Genomic DNA, 17,302 nt, shown 5'->3' with positions numbered 1-17,302 from the left:
TCACCTGTCACCGCGTACCTGCCCCTCCGACGCCGGCCGTTGGCCCCTTGGCCCGGCGGGATCCGCCGGCACCGTCGGCCCGGCCGGATCGGACGCGACAGCCAGATCGTCCGGGTCGACCGGGTCGACCGGATCAGTGGGCATCGGGCGCGGACCGCGCGCCGGGCCGCGACTGAGCGACTCGTCGTACCGGCTCAGGTCCCGGCCGACGCTCGATGCCAGCTGCCATGGGACGCTGGTCACCATCACCCCCGGTTCGAACAGCAGCCGGCCCTTGAGCCGCAGCGCGCTCTGGTTGTGCAGCAGGTTCTCCCACCAGTGGCCGACCACGTACTCGGGGATGAACACGGTGACCACGTCGCGTGGCGCGTCGCGACGCACCGACTTGACGTAGTCGATGATCGGCCGGGTGATCTCCCGGTACGGCGAGTCGACCACGGTCAGCGGCACCGGCAGCTCACGGCGGTCCCACTCGGCCTGCACCGCGCGGGTGTCCGCGTCGTCCACCCGTACGGTGAGCGCGGCCAGCGAGTCCGGGCGGGTGGCCTGGGCGTACGCGACCGCCCGCAGTGTCGGCAGGTGGACCTTGCTGACCAGCACCACGGCGTGGTTGCGGGCGGGCAGCACCGGCCGGCCCTCGACCGGGGTGAGTTCCCGGGCCACCGTGTCGTAGTGCCGGCGGATGCCGAGCATCAGCGCGTACACGCCGGCCATCGCGGCGATCGCGATCCACGCGCCGAGGGCGAACTTGGTGACCAGCACGACGACCAGGACGGCGCCGGTCAGCGTCATGCCGAACCCGTTGATCGCCCGCGCCCGGTGCATCCGACGGCGTACCGCCGGGTCCCGCTCGGTACGCAGTCGCCGGTTCCAGTGCCGCAGCATGCCGGCCTGGGACAGGGTGAACGAGACGAACACCCCGACGATGTAGAGCTGGATCAGCCGGGTCACCTCGGCCTGAAGCACCACGGTCAGCACGATCGCGAAGCCGGCAAGGAACAGGATGCCGTTGCTGAACGCCAGCCGGTCGCCCCGGGTGTGCAGCTGGCGGGGCAGGTACCGGTCCTGGGCGAGGATCGAGCCGAGCACCGGGAATCCGCTGAACGCGGTGTTCGCGGCAAGGAACAGGATCAGCGCGGTCACCCCGGCGGCGACGAAGAGCAGCACACCGGAGCCGAAGACGGTCTCGGCCAGCTGGGCCACCACCGTCTTCTGCACGTAGCCGTCCGGGCCGGACTCGATCTGCAGCGCCGGGTTCTCCACGAACTGCAGCCCGGTGAGCTGGGCCAGCCAGATGATCCCGGCGATCATGGTCACCGACAGCGCGCCGAGCAGCACCAGGGTGGTGGCCGCGTTGCGGCTCTTCGGTGGGCGAAACGCCGGCACGCCGTTGGAGATCGCCTCCACCCCGGTCAACGCCGCGCAGCCCGACGAGAAGGCCCGCAGCAGCAGGAACGCCATCGCGAAGCCGGTCAGGTCGACCCACTCGGCGGCGATGACCAGGTCCGCGCTGGCCGCGCGCAGGTCGTGCCCGAGGATGAAGATCCGGATCAGGCCGGTGGCGATCACCGCGGTGATCACGATGACGAAGCCGTACGTCGGGACGGCGAACATCCGCCCGGACTCCCGCACCCCGCGCAGGTTGAGGGCGGTGAGCGCCACGATGGCGGCCACCGCCACCGGCACCTTGTGCTCGGCCACGAACGGCAGCACCGAGCCGAGGTTGGCCACCCCGGAGGCGACCGAGACGGCGACAGTGAGTACGTAGTCGATCAGCAGGGCGCTGGCCACTGCGACGCCGAACCGAGGACCGAGGTTGACGGTGGCCACCTCGTAGTCGCCGCCGCCCGACGGGTAGGCGTGCACGTTCTGCCGATAGCTGGCGACCACGGTGACCATCACCACCGCCACCGCCAGAGTGACCCACGGCGAGTAGACGAACGCGGCCGCCCCGGCGATGGACAGGGTCAGCAGGATCTCGTCCGGCGCGTACGCCACCGAGGAGAGCGCGTCGGACGAGAAGACCGGCAGCGCCACCCGCTTGGGCAGCAGGGTGTGCTGGAGCCGGTCGGACCGGAACGGCCGGCCCAGCAGCAGCCGTTTGATCAGGGAGGTCGGACTGGCCACAAGCGCTAAGGGTACGGCCGTCCGGCTCCCGACGAATCCGGGTGGCTGATCACGCGGCCCGCCCGCCGGCACGGTACGGTCGGCGCGTCATCCGGCCGCCGCGTGGCAGGCTGGCAGGTGAACGTGGCGACCGAACCGGCACTCGTCCGACGGATCGCCCGGCGGGAGGGCTCAGGTGCACGTGGTGATCATGGGTTGCGGCCGGGTCGGCTCGACCCTGGCACACAACCTGGAGGACCGCGGCCACTCGGTCGCGGTGATCGACAAGGACGCCAACGCGTTCCGTCGGCTACCCAACGACTTCGCCGGCACCCGGGTCACCGGCTCCGGCTACGACCGCGACGTGCTGCAGTCCGCCGGAATCGAGCAGGCCGATGCGTTCGCCGCGGTCTCCAGCGGAGACAACTCCAACATCATCTCGGCCCGGCTGGCCCGCGAGACGTTCGGCGTGTCCCGGGTCGCCGCCCGCATCTACGACCAGCGGCGGGCCGAGGTCTACGAACGGCTCGGCATCCCGACGGTGGCGACCGTACGGTGGACCGCCGACCGGATGCTGCGTCACCTGGTCCCCGAAGGGCACGTGGAGATCTTCCGAGACCCGACCAGCACGGTCTCGATCGTCGAGGTGCCACTGCACCGGGAGTGGATCGGGCGGCCGCTGCAGGCGCTGGAGCGGGCGGCCGGCACCCGGGCGGCGTACCTGATGCGGTTCGGAATCGGCACGCTGCCGACCCCGTCCACCGTGCTGCAGGAGGGTGATCAGGTCTTCATGCTGGTCACCGACGACATCGCCGACGCCGTCACGTTGACCGCCAGCAGCCTGCCGGAAGGAGCGCGGTGATGCGGGTGGCCATCGCGGGTGCCGGCAACGTCGGCCGGTCCATCGCCCAGGAGCTGATCGGCAACGGCCATCAGGTGACCCTCGTCGAACGTAATCCCGCACTGGTCCTGCCGGACCGGGTGCCGGAGGCCGACTGGGTGTTGGCCGACGCATGCGAGGTGGCCAGTCTGGAGGACGTCGAGCTGAGCACGTACGACGTGGTCGTCGCGGCCACCGGTGACGACAAGGTGAACCTGGTGGTCTCGCTGCTGGCCAAGACGGAGTTCAGCGTGCCCCGGGTAGTGGCGCGGGTAAACCGGGCCGAGAACGAATGGCTGTTCACCGAGCAGTGGGGCGTCGACGTGGCGGTCAGCAAGCCACGGGTGATGGCGGCGCTGGTCGAGGAGGCGGTGACGGTCGGCGACCTGGTCCGGCTGATGACCTTCCGGCAGGGTGAGGCGAACCTGGTGGAGATCACCCTGCCGGTCGACGCCCCGTACGTCGGACATGCCGTCCGCACCGTGCCGCTGCCCCGCGACTCCGCCCTGGTGGCGATCGTCCGTGGCAAGCGGGTACTGACCCCCGGCCCGGACGACCCACTCGAACCCGGCGACGAACTCGTCTTCGTCTGCACCGCTGAGGTGGAGGACGAGGTCCGGGCGGTGGTCCTCGGGGCGGACAGCGTGGCCCGCACCCGGCGCGGCGGGCAACCGCCACCGCCGGTCCGCGGCGAGCAACCGCCACCGCAGGACTGAACCCCAGCCAGCGGACGGGCGGGCGGGCGTCAGTTCGACGCGGCCAGCACCGGTCCGGAGTCGTGGCGATCACGGTTGACCCGACGGACCACCCAGATGGTGATTGCCAGCAGCACTGCGTACGGCGGATAGCCGAGCAGCAGCCGGGAGACGCCCAGCGCGGTCTCCATCGACGCGACGTAGAAGCCGGCCTGTACACCGACTTTGAGCAGCCAGACGACGCCCCAGAGCACGGTCAGCCGGTTGAAGGTGCGGATCAGCACCGGGTCGGCGCGCCACTTGGAGCGGCCACCTGCCGCGAGCACCGACCAGATCCAGCCGACCAGCGGTTGGCGGATCACCACCGAGCCGAGCAGGGCCAGTCCGTAGCCGATGCCGTACAGGATGCCGGGCAGGTAGAAGTCGCGTTCCTCGCCGGTCCGCCAGGCGAGCAGGGCACCGATGCCGATGCCGAACAGCCCGTTGACCGCGTGCCGGATCGGACGGCGCTGCAGCAGCCGGACCACCGCGATACCGACCGCGACACTCACCGCCGCGATCAGCGCCACCGACAGGTCCCAGATGACGTTGCAGACCACGAAGACGGCGATCGGCACGCTCGACTCGACGAGCCCGCGCCAGCCGCCGAGCTGCTCGGCCATCTGCTCGGTGATGCTCGGCAGGCGTTCCTCGTCATTGCCGGCTGCCGGGGGGTGCTGTCGAGAAATCATTGGCACCGCCTTCCTTTGTTGGTGGCGGCGCCGGACGTGACCGGCCGGCTCACCGGGGGGATTCCAACTCGTAGTGCGGGTTGTAAATCACCTTACGGTCGTCGCGGACCGCGACCCGGCCGCGGGCGGTGAGCTGGCGGCCCGGTTCGATACCGGCGATCCGTCGCCGGCCCAGCCAGACCAGGGTGACGACGTCGCTACCGTCGTAGAGGTCGGCCTCCAGGCTCGGCAGGTTGGTCCGAGGGCAGTAGACCACGGTACGGAGCCGACCAGAGACCGAGACAACCTCGCCGCGGTGACACTGCCCGGCGGGGGTAGCTCCGCACTCGGCGCTCTCCCGCTGCAGCTGTTCGGCGTCCAGCTCGGCTTCGGTGGCGGCGAGCCGGCGCAGGAACCGGCGCAGCGACGGACGGCGTTCATCGATCGCCATGACCGTCTGCCCTCCTCGGCGTCGCCGGTGCGGCGCGGATCCACGTCGGGTGCGGACCGCCCCACCAGGGTACGCCGCGACCGGCACCGGCAAACTGGCCGGTGCCGCCCGGCCCATCGGTGCGCCCGGCCCGCCAGTGCCGCTACGGCGGGGCGGCGGCGCGCTACGGCGTGGCCGGCGGCGACTGCCGCGCCTGCTCGGCGAGTTCGCGGGGCAGCCGCAGCGGCAGCGGTTCGCGTACCGGCTTGGCTTCCTGACCGCGGTCGACGACCAGACCGTGCAGCACCTCGGTGAGCGTCGCGGCGGCCGACGGATCCACGGCGGCCGGGCCCTGGAACAGCGCCCGTACCATCCAGCGTGGTCCGTCGATGCCGACGAACCGCAGGTCGGTGCCGCCATCCGGGGTACGCACCTGGGCCAGCAGCTCAGGGCCGTACTCCCCGGTGGTCTCCCGGACGGTCGCCCCGTCGCGGCGCAGCGATTCGGTGATCTCGACGCGCACCTCGTCCCAGATGCCCTCGGTACGCGGTGCGGCGAAGGCCCCGAGCTGCAGCGCGCTGCCCCGGTTGGCGAGGACCACCTGCTGGATCGCCCCGTCCGGGTTGGCCTGGACCCGGACCTCGACCCCTTCGATCGCGGGGACCTGCAGGCTGCCCAGGTTGAGCCGGCGGACGCCGGTCGGGGCCTCGGTCACGTCGTACGGGCCCTGCGTCGGGTTGCCGGGCGCCAGGTCGTCGGTCTCGGGACCGACGGGTCCGTCCTGCGCGTGCCGGCCGCGCCCGCGGCCGCGGGAGAAGACCACGATGCCAACCTTCCGTATGCGCTGTCGTTGGTCAGCGGGCTGCCGGTTCGGCCGGGGTCGGCTGGGCCACGACGGACAGGCCGGCATGGCCGCCGGTCGAGCCGTGACCGGCGGAACCTCGCGCCGAGTCGGGCAACTCGTCAACGACAGAGAACTCTGCTGTTTCGACGCGTTGTATCACAAGTTGCGCTATCCGGTCACCTCGACAAATCCGTGCCGGCCGGGACAGATCGTGGTTGATCAGGTTCACCAGGATCTCACCGCGGTAGCCCGCGTCGACCGTACCGGGGGCGTTCAGCACGGTGACGCCCAGCCGCGCGGCGAGGCCGGAGCGGGGGTGGACCAGCCCGACGTACCCGGCCGGCAACGCGACCGCCACCCCGGTACGCACCAGCGCCCGCGCGCCGGGCGCCAACTCGGCGTCCTCGGCGGCGTACAGATCGGCTCCGGCGTCGCCGGGATGGGCGTAGCCCGGCACCGGCAGACCCGGATCGAGTCGGCGTACCGCCACCCGCACCGTGTCAGACATGAACCCCACCCTCTCCGCCACCACCGACCGGGACGACTCCTGCGGACCACAGGCCGCCGAACACACCCCGCTGCCGGGTCCGTACCCTCGGATGACGTGGCATCCGCTTCCGCCGAACCCGACACACCGTACCGGGCCGTCGTGCACTACCGGGAGCGACTCCGCCTGCCGTGGTGGCTCTGGGTGGGCGGGTCGGCGCTCGCCGCCTTCCTGGCGGCCGAGATCTGGATGGGCACCTCCGGGGTCCGGGCCTGGCTGCCGTTCAGCGTGCTGCTGCCGTCGACCGTCGCCGGCCTGTGGTGGCTGGGGCGAATCCCGATCCGGGTCACCTCGGACGAGCTCCAGGTCGACGACGCCCGACTTCCCCTGCGGTACGTGGCCGAGGTCGTCGCTCTGGACGGGGACGGGCGCCGGGAACTGCTCGGAGTAGGCGCCGACCCACTGGCGTTCGTCATCCAACGGCCGTGGATCGCCGGCGCCGTACAGGTCGTACTGAATGATCCGGCGGACCCCACGCCGTACTGGGTGGTGAGTACCCGGGATCCGGTCCGGTTGGCCGGCGAGATCCGCGCCGCCCAGCAGAGCCAGGCAGCCGGCGCGACCGGTGACCGCGCGACGGATGGCGGCGCCGCTGCCGACCCGCCGGCCAGCTGAGACGCCCGGATCATTCGGGCCGTGGGCGCACGCCTCCGATCGCCGGTGGGGCCGGCGGATGCATCAGACCGAGCGCCCGCCGCTGGCTACGCAGGTCGGCGCGGACGCGGTCGGCGAGTGCCCGGGTCGCCCGACGGTTGAGGTAGCTGGCCACCGCCGCGCCGGTCAGAAACGGGCCGAGGGTGGTGAGGTTGCGGCCGAACCGGCGAAGCAGCAGCTCACCCAGCTCGCGACGGGCCGCGGTGCCGAGCACCGCGGCCACTCCGACACCGGGCACCATCGGGTTGACGCCCCGCTGGTTGGCCCAGGCGTGGATCATGTTGACGGCGCGCTCCGTGCCGGCGCCGGGCACCGGTACGCCGTACACCTGGTGCAGCTCGCCGACCAGTTTGAGCTCCACGGCCACGACGGCGACCGTCTCGGCCGCCAGCAGTACCGGCGCGGACAGCAGGGTCGGGGTGACGGTCCACTGGACCGCCGAGACGCCGCCACCCGCCGCGCCGATCCCGGCGCTGACCCGGCTGGCGTTGCGAATCAACCGCTCGGCCAGCTCCTCGTCGTCGAGGTCCGGATGGTGCCGGCGCAACGTGGCCAGGTCACGGACCGGGAGGTACGGGGCGACGTCGGCCACCGCCTGGACCAGCCACCGGCCCGCCGCCGCTGGCTTGAACAGCTCGGTCACGCCGCGCCGACGCAGTTGTTCCACGAGCCGCCCCAGCAGGCGTCGCCGGTCGACCGGCGGAGTAGCGTCCCCGGTCAGTTCCGCCACTGTGGCGGCGAACCGGTCGGTCCCGGCCGAGTCGCCGTCCAGCGCGGAACGGTCGGGATCGGTCATGCTGCCTCCAGAGCCGACGGCCGGACGCGGTCACGGCGACTGCGGCGACCTCGTGTCGAGGTCGCCGCGTGTCCCCCTCTTCCCCCCATTTGTCGTCAGGTGCACTCGCGACAGATCAGCTCGTTGTTGCGCTCGACGGCGAGTTGGCTGCGGTGGTGGACCAGGAAGCAGCGCGCGCAGCGGAACTCGTCCGACTGCATCGGCAGCACCTTCACCGTCAGTTCCTCGTCCGCCAGGTCGGCACCGGGCAGCTCGAAGCTCTCGGCCACCTCGGCTTCGTCCACATCGACGGCGCCCGACTGTGAGTCGACGCGCCGTGCCTTGAGCTCCTCCAGGCTGTCCTCGCCGAGGTCGACCTCGTCGCGACGCGGAGCGTCGTAGTCGGTGGCCATCGGTTCACTCTCCCGTATCGTTCAGTCGCTTCCGGTGATAACGCCGGACGACGGTATTTCGGTTCCCGTGCGAGCCTTGGTGGGACCACGTCCCGGCGAAACGTCCCGTTTAGCGCCGTTTTGCGGTTGCCGCAGGAAACTCCCCCCGCGAGCGCGGTACCTTACCCCTCTCTGGCCGACGCATGTATACCGCCCTTGTGGGACTGATGTACGCCCAGACACCGGAAGTTGTTCCCAGTGTGACTCAGGCGACACGAAAATAGGGGTACCCGCAGGCCGATCGGCGCCGGCACGCCGGCCGGACGGCGAGCTGTTTACCGTGCCGTCCGGACAACCGCTAACCTCGGCGGGCATACTCGGTACTCGCCAGTGCGGCGGGCCGACACCCGGCACCGCCACACCTCGCAGGGGGCCAGATCCATGAGCTTTGCGCGCGTGCGAGCGCTCGTCGTCATCGGCGGACTTGTCGTGTTCGCCCTGGTCTTCGTCATCGTCGCGATGGTCCGCGACAGCCAGGGGGGCGAGGCCACCGCGACCACCTGCCCGGACGGCTGGGCCCTGGCCGACGTCCAGCTCCGGGAGGCCAAGGACGTCCGACTCAATGTCTACAATGCGACCGACACCAGCGGGCTCGCCACCAACATCGCCGACGATCTGAGCAACCGCAACTTCCAGATCGAGGAGGCGGCCAACGACCCGGAGGGGCGGCGGATCGACGACGTGGCCGTACTACGGTACGGCCCCGAGGCGGTCGGCTCCGCCCACCTGATGCGCGCGTACTTCCTCGACCAGGCCAGGACCGAGTACGACCCGGCCCGCGAGGACAACATCGTGGACGTGGTCATCGGCAACGCGTTCCGGCAACTGGCGACCACCACCGAGGTGAACCAGTCACTGGCGGCACTGGGCAAGCCGGTGCTGCCGCCGCAGACCTGCGCCGCGCCCGAGGACTGACCGACCGGCCCTCACGGCCCGCCGGCGGCGTCCAGCCGGATCAGGTGCCCCTGCAGCGCCGGAAACAGCGCCGGTGGGGCGGCCACCACCATCTGCGGGCCGGCCGGAGCCCCGGCCAGTCCAGCGACCAGCAGACCCGCTTCCGCCGCCACCAGACCCCCCGCCGCGTGGTCCCAGGGGTTGAGCCCCTTCTCGAAGTACGCGTCGACCTGGCCCTCGGCGGCCAGGCACAGGTCGATCGCCGCCGCGCCGAACCGGCGGATGTCCCGCACGTGCGGGATCAGGCCGACGAGCACCTGCGCCTGGTGCACCCGACGCGCCGAGTGGTAGCCGAATCCGGTGGCGACCAGCGCCTGCGCCAACTCCGACTGATCTGAGCCGGTTAGCCGCCGCCCGTCGCGGTAGGCACCGCCGCCCCGCACGGCGGTCCACTCGGCCCCGGTGGCGGCGTTGTGAACCACTCCCGCGACCACTTCGCCGTCCACCTCAGCGGCGAGCGACACGGCGTAGTTCGGCAGCCCGTACAGGTAGTTCACCGTGCCGTCGATCGGGTCGAGGATCCACCGCACCCGACCCCCGGCCGGGACGGAGTCTCCGTACTCCTCACCCAGCACGGAGTCGGCCGGGCGCCGCTCGCCCAGCGCCGCGACGGCCTGCCGTTCGACCGCTCGGTCCGCGGCGGTGACCACGTCGGTCGCGGTGCTCTTGGTGGCCAGCCCGGATACCCCGGCCCGGCGCATCTCGGCCGCGGTACGCGCCGCCGCCCGCGCGACGTCGACCGCGATTTCCAGCAGGTGGTCCGGTTCGGGTGTCCGCTCCGCCATCGTCTCCCCTTCTCCGCCGTACGCCCGGTCGCCGACCCCGCTGACGGACCCGCGAGGGGCGGCCGGGGACCGGGTGGCCGCCTCGGCCGGGTGGTCAGCGACAAACACCCGTACGGCAGGGGTAACATCCTGTCAAAGTCCACGTTCGTTCCATGTCGGTGGCCCCCGACCGGCGGCTGGCTCGCGCGTGGCGGGATGATCCCCACAAACGGCGTTACAATTCACGCCTGCCCTCGTGTCACGGTCAGCCGGTCCGGCCGGTGGAGCGGTCGCGGGGGGACACAATCACAACCGGCACGTCGCTCCGCGCTGCGGTGGCCGGTCCGGCCGTGCTCGTTCATCGCCTCCGGAAGGTCATTCGTGACAGAACTCCGCCACACCGGCGCCGACGTACGCTCGCTAACCGACACCCTGATCGCCCATGCCGAACAGGCCGGCGGTCAGCTAACGTCGGCCGAGGTCGCACGGACGGTTGAGTCCGCCGAAGTGACTCCGGCCCAAGCCAAGAAGATTCTCCGCGCGCTCGCCGACGCCGGAGTCACCGTCGTCGTGGACGGCTCGGCCAGTACCCGACGCCGGGTCGCCGCGGCCCGGTCCGCCACCCCGGCGTCCAAAGCCACCACGGCCAAGACCACCCGTCGGGCCCCGACCGCCCCGAAACAGGCGCCGGGCCCCGACGAGCCGGCCCCGGCGGTGGCCGTGCCGGCGAAGAAGGCCACCACCCGCAAGGCCACCACGGCGGCGGTGCCAGCCGCAGCGCAGAACGGCACCCCGGCCCCGGAGCCGGCGGCCAAGCCCGCCGCGAAGCCCGCGCCGAAGAGCACCCGGACCCGGGCCGCCAAGGCGGCCGGTGGTGGTGCCCCGGCCAAGGCCGCCGGCGCCACGCCAGCCGGCAAGGCCCCGGCCAAGGCGGGCAAGGCCACCGCGAAGGACGGCAGCAAGCCGGACGCGCCGGACGAGGAGATCGATCCGGAGACACTGGCGGCAGAGATTGAGGACGTCGTGGTGGAGGAGCCGGCCGAGCTCGCCCAGGCGGCCGAGGCCGACGCCACCCGGGACAACGACTTCGAGTGGGACGACGAGGAGTCCGAGGCGCTCAAGCAGGCCCGCCGGGACGCCGAGCTGACCGCCTCGGCCGACTCGGTCCGGGCGTACCTGAAGCAGATCGGCAAGGTGCCGCTGCTCAACGCCGAGCAGGAAGTCGAGCTGGCCAAGCGGATCGAGGCCGGGCTGTACGCGGCGGAGCGACTGCGGGCCGCCGACGAGAGCGACCAGAAGATGCCCACCCAGCTGACCCGGGACCTGGGCTGGATCTCCCGAGACGGGGAGCGGGCCAAGAACCACCTGCTGGAGGCAAACCTGCGACTGGTGGTCTCGCTGGCCAAGCGGTACACCGGTCGGGGGATGGCCTTCCTCGACCTGATCCAGGAGGGCAACCTCGGCCTGATCCGGGCCGTCGAGAAGTTCGACTACGCCAAGGGCTACAAGTTCTCCACCTACGCCACCTGGTGGATCCGCCAGGCCATCACCCGTGCCATGGCCGACCAGGCCCGCACCATCCGGATCCCGGTGCACATGGTCGAGGTGATCAACAAGCTGGGTCGTATCCAACGCGAGCTGCTGCAGGACCTGGGCCGTGAGCCCACGCCGGAGGAGCTGGCCAAGGAGATGGACATCACACCGGAGAAGGTGCTGGAGATTCAGCAGTACGCCCGGGAGCCCATCTCGCTGGACCAGACCATCGGCGACGAGGGCGACAGCCAACTCGGTGACTTCATCGAGGACTCCGAAGCCGTGGTGGCGGTGGACGCGGTCTCCTTCTCGTTGCTGCAGGACCAGCTGCAGCAGGTGCTGCAGACCCTGTCGGAACGCGAAGCCGGGGTGGTCAGGTTGCGGTTCGGTCTCACCGACGGGCAGCCGCGGACGCTGGACGAGATCGGACAGGTCTACGGGGTAACCCGGGAACGGATCCGCCAGATCGAGTCCAAGACGATGTCCAAGTTGCGACACCCGTCACGTTCACAGGTGCTCCGGGACTACTTGGACTGACCGATTCAGGACAACCGAATGTGTAACTTTGGTCACTTGGTGTCTACCAAGCCCAGGTCATCACAACGTTACCCGGCGGTGATCGTTGACGTGGCACCCTTGGTTCACGGCACACTGTGCCTACCAGGTGTGAGCCCGGTCCCCCGGGGGCACATCGGGAAGGCGGGGACCCCCGCCGGTGTTGGACGATGGGTGACAGACCGAAGAGTGTGTTCATCGGTGACGACCAGAGGAGGAAGGCGATGACCCCGACTCTCACGCCTCCGGAGACGGTGGATGCCCTAGGCGCCGATGAACGGTGCGACCGGTGCAACGCGGCCGGCAAACTACGGGTGACCTTGGCGGGCGGCAGCGAGTTGGTGTTCTGCGGACACCACGCCAACAAGTACGCCGACGATCTCGTCAAGATCGCGGTGCAGTTCAAGGCCGACCCTGAGTTCACTTGGCGTGGCGCCGATCTGATGGCCAACTGACACGACGAGACCACCTGGACAGCGACGACGGCTGGGCCCCACCGGACGGTGGGGCCCAGCCCTTCTTTTTGGCCACGCCAGCCAGGACGCCCTGCGGCGGCCCTGCCACCTGGAAGCCGAGGTCTTCGACCTGGTGTCCCGGTGACTCGACCGGTACCGCCAACGCGCGGAGGAGCTGGTGCAGACTTCCACCTACGACGGGGTGCCCGACGGGGTCAGCCTGGACACCGCCACCTTCGAGGACCTGCCGGACGGCGGCACCCGGATCACCGTACTGTCGCTGGTCGAGAACCTGGTCACCCGCGACCAGATGCTGGCCAGCGGGATGGAGCACGGCGTCCGCGAGGGATACGAGAAGCTCGACCACCTGCTGGTGACCGGCTGACCGGGACCTACCCGGGTCACAGCGTCTGCACCATCGCGATCCGCTCCTCCAGCTGCTCGATGGTGGCCTGCGCGCTCGGCGGGCCGCCGCACCGCCGCCGCAACTCGGCGTGAATTTTGCCGTGCGGCAGCCCGGTGCGGTGGTGGTGCGCGGCGACCAGGGCGTTCAGCTGACGGCGCAGGGTGATCCGACGCTCCCCGGCGGTCGGTGGCCGTTCCGCCGGCCGGGCGGCGGGTACCGGTTGCTCCGTCGACCGGGCCCGCCGCTGCGCCGCGACCTGCTCGGCCTGCCTACGGTTCAGCAGCACCGTGACCTGATCGGGGGTGAGCAGGCCGGGCAGGCCGAGGTACTCCTCCTCCTCGGCGGTGCCGGCCTGGGCCCCGGTACCAAACGAGGCGCCGTCGAAGATCACCTGGTCCAGCTCGGCGGTGGCCGACAACGCCTCGAACCGCTTTTCCAGCTCCCCGCTGGCCTGCTCGTTGCGCTGGGCACGCTCCAGCAGGTCGTCGTCGAAGCCCTCCCGTTTCTTGGCCGCCCCGATCACATGGTCCCGCTCGGCCTCCATCTCACTGGCCAGCCCGAGCAGGTGCGGGACGCTCGGCAGGAACACCGTCGCCGACTCCCCCGGCCGGCGGGCCCGGACGAACCGGCCGATCGCCTGGGCGAAGTACAGCGGCGTCGAGGCGCTGGTCGCGTACACGCCGACGGCCAGCCGGGGGACGTCCACCCCTTCGGAGACCATCCGGACCGCCACCATCCAGCGCTGCTCGGACCGGGCGAACGTGGCGATCCGGGCCGACGCGCCGGCGTCGTCGGAGAGCACCACCGCGGCCTTCTCCCCGGTCAGTCGCTCCAGCAGTCGGGCGTACGAGCGGGCCGCCGCCTGATCGCTGGCGATGACCAGACCACCGGCGTCGGACATGCCGCCGTCACGCAGGAAGGTGAGCCGGGCGTCGGCCGCGCGCAGCACCGCCGGCATCCAGTCGCCGGCCGGATCCAGCGCGGTCCGCCAGGCCTGGGCGATGAGGTCCTGGGTCATCGGCTCGCCCAGCCGGGCGGCGAGTTCGTCCCCGGCGCTGGTCCGCCACCGGGTCTCCCCCGAGTAGGCCAGGAACAGCACCGGCCGGACCACCCCGTCGCGCAGCGCGTCGGAGTAGCCGTAGATGCTGTCCGCCCGGGACCTCGGCAGGCCGTCGCCGCCAGCTTCGTAACGCACGAACGGGATCGGGTTGTCGTCCGAGCGGAACGGCGTACCGGTGAGCATCAGCCGGCGGACGGCCGGCTCGAACGCGGCCTTGATCCCGTCGCCCCAGGACCGGGAGTCACCGGCGTGGTGGATCTCGTCGAGGATGACCAGCGTCCGCCGGGTCATCGTGCGCCGCCGGTGCACCTGGGGGGCCATCCCGACCTGGGCATAGGTGACCACCGCGCCGTGAAAGTCGGCGGCCGAGTGCAGGTCGGCGTTGCGGAACGCGGCGTCGAGCTGGATGCCGACCCGGCCGGCCGCCGCCGCCCACTGGGTCTTCAGGTGCTCGGTCGGTGCGACCACGGTGACCGCCTCGACGGTGCCGTCGGCCAGCAACTCGGCCGCGATCCGCAGCGCGAACGTGGTCTTACCGGCACCCGGCGTGGCGACAGCGAGGAAGTCCTCGCTGCGCCGGCGCAGATACTCCACCAGTGCCCGGCGCTGCCAACCGCGCAGCGCCGGGAACGTGTCGACCGTCGGCATGGTGGTCGGCACGCGAACCCCTTTCCCCCGTGATCGGGTCCAGACCAGCCGGCGATCACGGAACCGTCTACCCGCCCGGCCGGCGGCCGTGACCGGAGTGCAGTCGACGGCCACGAAAAGGCCCTCGCGGCCGGTGGACGCGAAGGCCGATCGGAGTCCGACTCAGCCGGTCATCAACTCGTAGATCTCCTTGCACCGGGGGCAGACGGGTGATCCGGGTCTCGGCGTACGGGTCACCGGGAAGCGTTCGCCGCACAGTGCGATCACGAAGGTGCCCATGACGGCGCTCTCGGCGATCTTGTCCTTGCGGACGTAGTGGAACATCTCCGGGCCGTTGTCGGCGTCGGCATCCTTGACCTCGGGACGCTCAAGAACCTCGGTAGTCACGTCGTCTCCCACCTCCAGGCTGAGAGTTTGGCAGTTTGTGGCGTACGGGTCCAACGTCCGGCGCGACCCCCGCCCCGTACCGTGGTGATCATGGCAGAAACCGCAGGCCGTATCGGGCCGTTGCACTACGACATCCAGTACGGCGCCGAGGTGGCCGACGCCCGCCGGGACGGACGGGCCATCGTCGCCCTGGAAAGCACCATCATCGCACACGGCCTGCCGCGACCCGACAATCTGCGGGTCGCCCGCGAGATCGAGGCCGCAGTACGGGCAACCGGCGCGGTGCCGGCGACCATCGGCATGCTCGGCGGGCGGCTGGTGGTCGGGCTGGACGACGCCGAGCTCACCCGGCTGGCCGGCTCCGACACCGTCGCCAAGCTCTCCGCCCGGGACCTGGCGCTGGCCGCGGCGAGCGGCGTGGACGGGGCGACGACGGTCGCCGCCACCAGTGTGGTCGCGGCGGCGGCCGGGATCGGCGTGTTCGCCACCGGCGGGCTCGGCGGGGTGCACCGGGAGGCGGCGCAGACCTTCGACGAGTCGGCTGACCTGGTCACCCTGGCCGGTACGCCGATCACCGTGGTCTGCGCCGGGGTGAAATCGATCCTGGACGTGGCGGCCACCCTGGAGCGGCTGGAAACCCTCGGCGTGGCCGTCGCCGGCTACCGCAGCCGGCGGTTCCCCGGCTTCTTCGTCACCGACAGCGGCCACGACCTGCACTGGTCGCTCGACTCGCCGGAACACGTCGCCGAGGTGATCCGGGCCCGGCGTCGACACGGCTTCGGCGGGGGCGCGCTGGTGGTGGCGAATCCGCTGCCGCAGCAGGAGCAACTGGATCCGGGTCTGCACGACACCACGCTGGCCACCGGGCTGGCCCGGATGGCCGAGGCGGGCGTCACCGGCAAGGAGGTCACCCCGTTCCTGCTGGCGCACTTCCACTCGGCTACCGCCGGTGCCAGCCTGGCGGTGAACATCCGGATCATCCTGCGCAACGCCGACCTCGCCGGGCGGATTGCCGTGGCGGCGGCGGTGGCGGAGGCCGCCCACGCGGCGGAGTTCGTCGGCGCCGCAGAGCCGACCGGCACGGCGGGGTGACCGGCCGCAGGCTGACCGACGTCGGCCCGGCCACTGGTCGGCCGAGCCCGGGCCGGGTCCTGGTCGTCGGCGACCTGGTCACCGACGTGGTGGCTGTGCTCACCACACCGCTGGCGGCCGGCACGGACACGGCGGGCGGGATCCGGTTCACCGGCGGTGGCCAGGCCGCCAACACCGCAGCCTGGCTGGCCTCGCAGGGCGTACCAGTGACGTTGGTGGCGGCGGCGGGCGACGACGACCTCGGAGACATCCGGCTGGCCGAGCTGGCCGAGGCCGGGGTCGACCTGGCGGTACGGCGCTGCCCGGGCACAGCGACCGGCACGGTGATCGTGCTGGCCCACGGTGAGCAGCGGTCGATGGTCGCCGACCGAGGTGCCAACCTGTCGCTGCGAGCCGGTGACGTCGACGATGCCGTGGCGCTGTTTCCCGACGCGACACACCTGCACCTGTCCGGCTACCCGCTGCTGCACCCGCACAGCCGGGAGGCCGGCCGGCACGCGCTGGTCGCCGCCCGGTCGCACGGCATGTCGACCAGCGTCGACGCGGCGTCGGCGGCTCCGTTGCTGGACGCCGGACCGGCGAGGTTCCTCGACTGGGTACGCGGGACTGACCTGCTGCTGGCCAACCTCGACGAGGCCACGGCGCTGGGGCTGGCCGACGGACTGCCGACCCCGGCGCCGGTCCGGCGGCTCGTGGTCAAGCGGGGCTCCGGCGGAGCCGTCTGGCACGAACCGGCAACGGTGGTGTCGGCGGCGGCGACGACCGTGCCGGTGGTCGACCCCACCGGTGCCGGTGACGCCTTCGCCGCAGGGCTACTCGCCGCCTGGCTCGCCGGCGATGATCCGGTGACCGCACTGGCCGCCGCCGGACGGGCGGGCGCGACAGCGGTCGGGGTGATCGGTGCCCGGCCGGTTCGCCGCGGCGGGTCAGGGTTCGACGTCGATGACGCGGACCGGTGACGGTGTGGTCGGCACCGCGCCGACCTGCGGTGGGCCGCCCCGTGGAGTGTGCTGAAGCCACTGGTTGCGCATCCGGTGCCGGTCCTTCGGCGGCCGGTCGTTGGCGAGCAGCACGGCCAGCCACGGCACCAGGATCATCCCGACCGCGCAGATCGGCAGCCACAGCCAGAGCAACGGCGCCTCGCTGGTCACCAGGACCGCGCCGACGATCAGACAGATGCCCCGGATCGACATCATCAGCACATACCGACGTTGCCGGCCGCGCAGTTGGTCTCCCGGGCTAGGTTCGGCGTCGGTGATCACGGTCGGTTGCCCAGCAGTCCGTCGCACCGTGCCTCCTCGTGTCGCCTGCTGCCATCGTCGCACCTGCCGGCGTACGTCGCCCAACGCCCGGCC

General features: G+C 71.5%; 20 protein-coding genes. 9 read left to right on the top strand and 11 right to left on the bottom strand.

The features are described from left to right. A complete protein-coding gene (locus ACFHW1_RS21200) occupies positions 1-2,127 on the bottom strand; it encodes an APC family permease (protein WP_416555731.1) in 2,127 nt (708 codons plus the stop codon). A gap of 175 nt (positions 2,128-2,302) precedes the next feature. Here ACFHW1_RS21200 and ACFHW1_RS21195 point away from each other — a divergent pair, with 175 nt between their 5' ends. Both ACFHW1_RS21195 and ACFHW1_RS21190 read left to right on the top strand, forming a co-directional pair. Further along, entirely contained in the window at positions 2,303-2,968 is a 666-nt protein-coding gene (locus tag ACFHW1_RS21195) for a potassium channel family protein (RefSeq protein WP_278168158.1), read from the top strand. Beyond that, positions 2,968-3,702 (top strand): potassium channel family protein, encoded by a 735-nt coding sequence (locus ACFHW1_RS21190; RefSeq protein ID WP_416555732.1) that lies wholly within the window; start codon positions 2,968-2,970, stop codon positions 3,700-3,702. Before ACFHW1_RS21195 ends, ACFHW1_RS21190 begins: the two co-directional genes overlap by 1 nt. A 29-nt stretch (positions 3,703-3,731) precedes the next feature. Here ACFHW1_RS21190 and ACFHW1_RS21185 read toward each other — a convergent pair whose 3' ends face one another. The 4 genes from ACFHW1_RS21185 to dut all read right to left on the bottom strand — a co-directional run bounded on the left by ACFHW1_RS21185 (position 3,732) and on the right by dut (position 6,173). After that, positions 3,732-4,412 (bottom strand): DUF3159 domain-containing protein, encoded by a 681-nt coding sequence (locus ACFHW1_RS21185; protein WP_416568396.1) that lies wholly within the window; start codon positions 4,410-4,412, stop codon positions 3,732-3,734. Positions 4,413-4,461: 49 nt separating this feature from the next. Further along, positions 4,462-4,842 (bottom strand): OB-fold nucleic acid binding domain-containing protein, encoded by a 381-nt coding sequence (locus tag ACFHW1_RS21180; protein WP_278168155.1) that lies wholly within the window; start codon positions 4,840-4,842, stop codon positions 4,462-4,464. 163 nt (positions 4,843-5,005) lie between these two features. Continuing rightward, positions 5,006-5,644 carry a DUF3710 domain-containing protein gene (locus tag ACFHW1_RS21175; protein ID WP_416555734.1) on the bottom strand — a complete coding sequence of 213 codons (639 nt, stop codon included), beginning with the start codon at positions 5,642-5,644 and terminating at the stop codon, positions 5,006-5,008. A gap of 31 nt (positions 5,645-5,675) precedes the next feature. Continuing rightward, positions 5,676-6,173, bottom strand: a complete 498-nt coding sequence (dut, locus tag ACFHW1_RS21170) for a dUTP diphosphatase (RefSeq protein ID WP_278168153.1) — start codon at positions 6,171-6,173, stop codon at positions 5,676-5,678. A gap of 96 nt (positions 6,174-6,269) precedes the next feature. On the opposite strand from dut, the gene ACFHW1_RS21165 reads away from it, so the two are divergent. Continuing rightward, on the top strand, positions 6,270-6,827 hold the full coding sequence (locus tag ACFHW1_RS21165; RefSeq protein ID WP_416555735.1) for a DUF3093 domain-containing protein: 558 nt from the start codon (positions 6,270-6,272) through the stop codon (positions 6,825-6,827). A gap of 10 nt (positions 6,828-6,837) precedes the next feature. Here ACFHW1_RS21165 and ACFHW1_RS21160 read toward each other — a convergent pair whose 3' ends face one another. Together ACFHW1_RS21160 and ACFHW1_RS21155 are read right to left on the bottom strand one after the other, a co-directional pair. Beyond that, entirely contained in the window at positions 6,838-7,662 is an 825-nt protein-coding gene (locus ACFHW1_RS21160; protein WP_416590810.1) for a hypothetical protein, read from the bottom strand. A gap of 95 nt (positions 7,663-7,757) precedes the next feature. After that, positions 7,758-8,054: a DUF4193 domain-containing protein gene (locus ACFHW1_RS21155; RefSeq protein ID WP_123600728.1), complete on the bottom strand. Its 297-nt coding sequence runs from the start codon at positions 8,052-8,054 to the stop codon at positions 7,758-7,760. Between the two features lie 435 nt (positions 8,055-8,489). Between ACFHW1_RS21155 and ACFHW1_RS21150 the strand changes: the two genes are divergently transcribed. Beyond that, the gene (locus ACFHW1_RS21150; RefSeq protein WP_416555767.1) at positions 8,490-9,008 is read left to right on the top strand and encodes a LytR C-terminal domain-containing protein; all 519 of its coding nucleotides are present in this window, start codon (positions 8,490-8,492) and stop codon (positions 9,006-9,008) included. A gap of 11 nt (positions 9,009-9,019) precedes the next feature. Here the strand turns inward: ACFHW1_RS21150 and ACFHW1_RS21145 are convergent, their stop codons facing one another. Then, positions 9,020-9,832: an inositol monophosphatase family protein gene (locus ACFHW1_RS21145; protein ID WP_416555768.1), complete on the bottom strand. Its 813-nt coding sequence runs from the start codon at positions 9,830-9,832 to the stop codon at positions 9,020-9,022. 360 nt (positions 9,833-10,192) lie between these two features. Here ACFHW1_RS21145 and ACFHW1_RS21140 point away from each other — a divergent pair, with 360 nt between their 5' ends. The 3 genes from ACFHW1_RS21140 (at position 10,193) to ACFHW1_RS21130 (ending at position 12,739) form a co-directional block, all read left to right on the top strand. After that, complete coding sequence (locus tag ACFHW1_RS21140; protein WP_416568398.1) at positions 10,193-11,881, top strand: RNA polymerase sigma factor; 1,689 nt, start codon at positions 10,193-10,195, stop codon at positions 11,879-11,881. Between the two features lie 242 nt (positions 11,882-12,123). Further along, positions 12,124-12,354 carry a DUF7455 domain-containing protein gene (locus tag ACFHW1_RS21135; RefSeq protein WP_123604458.1) on the top strand — a complete coding sequence of 77 codons (231 nt, stop codon included), beginning with the start codon at positions 12,124-12,126 and terminating at the stop codon, positions 12,352-12,354. Positions 12,355-12,532: 178 nt separating this feature from the next. Next, a complete protein-coding gene (locus ACFHW1_RS21130; protein WP_416555738.1) occupies positions 12,533-12,739 on the top strand; it encodes a hypothetical protein in 207 nt (68 codons plus the stop codon). 16 nt (positions 12,740-12,755) lie between these two features. On the opposite strand, the gene ACFHW1_RS21125 is transcribed toward ACFHW1_RS21130, so the two are convergent. After that, on the bottom strand, positions 12,756-14,468 hold the full coding sequence (locus tag ACFHW1_RS21125) for a DEAD/DEAH box helicase (RefSeq protein ID WP_416555769.1): 1,713 nt from the start codon (positions 14,466-14,468) through the stop codon (positions 12,756-12,758). A gap of 162 nt (positions 14,469-14,630) precedes the next feature. Next, a complete protein-coding gene (locus ACFHW1_RS21120) occupies positions 14,631-14,855 on the bottom strand; it encodes a DUF3039 domain-containing protein (protein WP_416555739.1) in 225 nt (74 codons plus the stop codon). A gap of 90 nt (positions 14,856-14,945) precedes the next feature. Between ACFHW1_RS21120 and ACFHW1_RS21115 the strand changes: the two genes are divergently transcribed. Together ACFHW1_RS21115 and ACFHW1_RS21110 are read left to right on the top strand one after the other, a co-directional pair. After that, entirely contained in the window at positions 14,946-15,947 is a 1,002-nt protein-coding gene (locus ACFHW1_RS21115; RefSeq protein WP_416555740.1) for a pseudouridine-5'-phosphate glycosidase, read from the top strand. Continuing rightward, on the top strand, positions 15,944-16,906 hold the full coding sequence (locus ACFHW1_RS21110; RefSeq protein ID WP_416568399.1) for a carbohydrate kinase family protein: 963 nt from the start codon (positions 15,944-15,946) through the stop codon (positions 16,904-16,906). The genes ACFHW1_RS21115 and ACFHW1_RS21110 overlap by 4 nt, the downstream gene beginning before the upstream one ends. On the opposite strand, the gene ACFHW1_RS21105 is transcribed toward ACFHW1_RS21110, so the two are convergent. Beyond that, positions 16,874-17,236, bottom strand: coding sequence for a DUF3099 domain-containing protein (locus ACFHW1_RS21105; protein WP_416555742.1), 363 nt, complete (start codon positions 17,234-17,236; stop codon positions 16,874-16,876). The two genes, ACFHW1_RS21110 and ACFHW1_RS21105, sit on opposite strands and share 33 nt — an antisense overlap. Between the last annotated feature and the right edge of the window lie 66 nt (positions 17,237-17,302).

Source organism: Micromonospora sp. LOL_014 (genome assembly GCF_048060245.1).
Classification (GTDB): domain Bacteria; phylum Actinomycetota; class Actinomycetes; order Mycobacteriales; family Micromonosporaceae; genus Micromonospora_E.
This window is presented reverse-complemented; position numbering and strand designations above follow the sequence as displayed.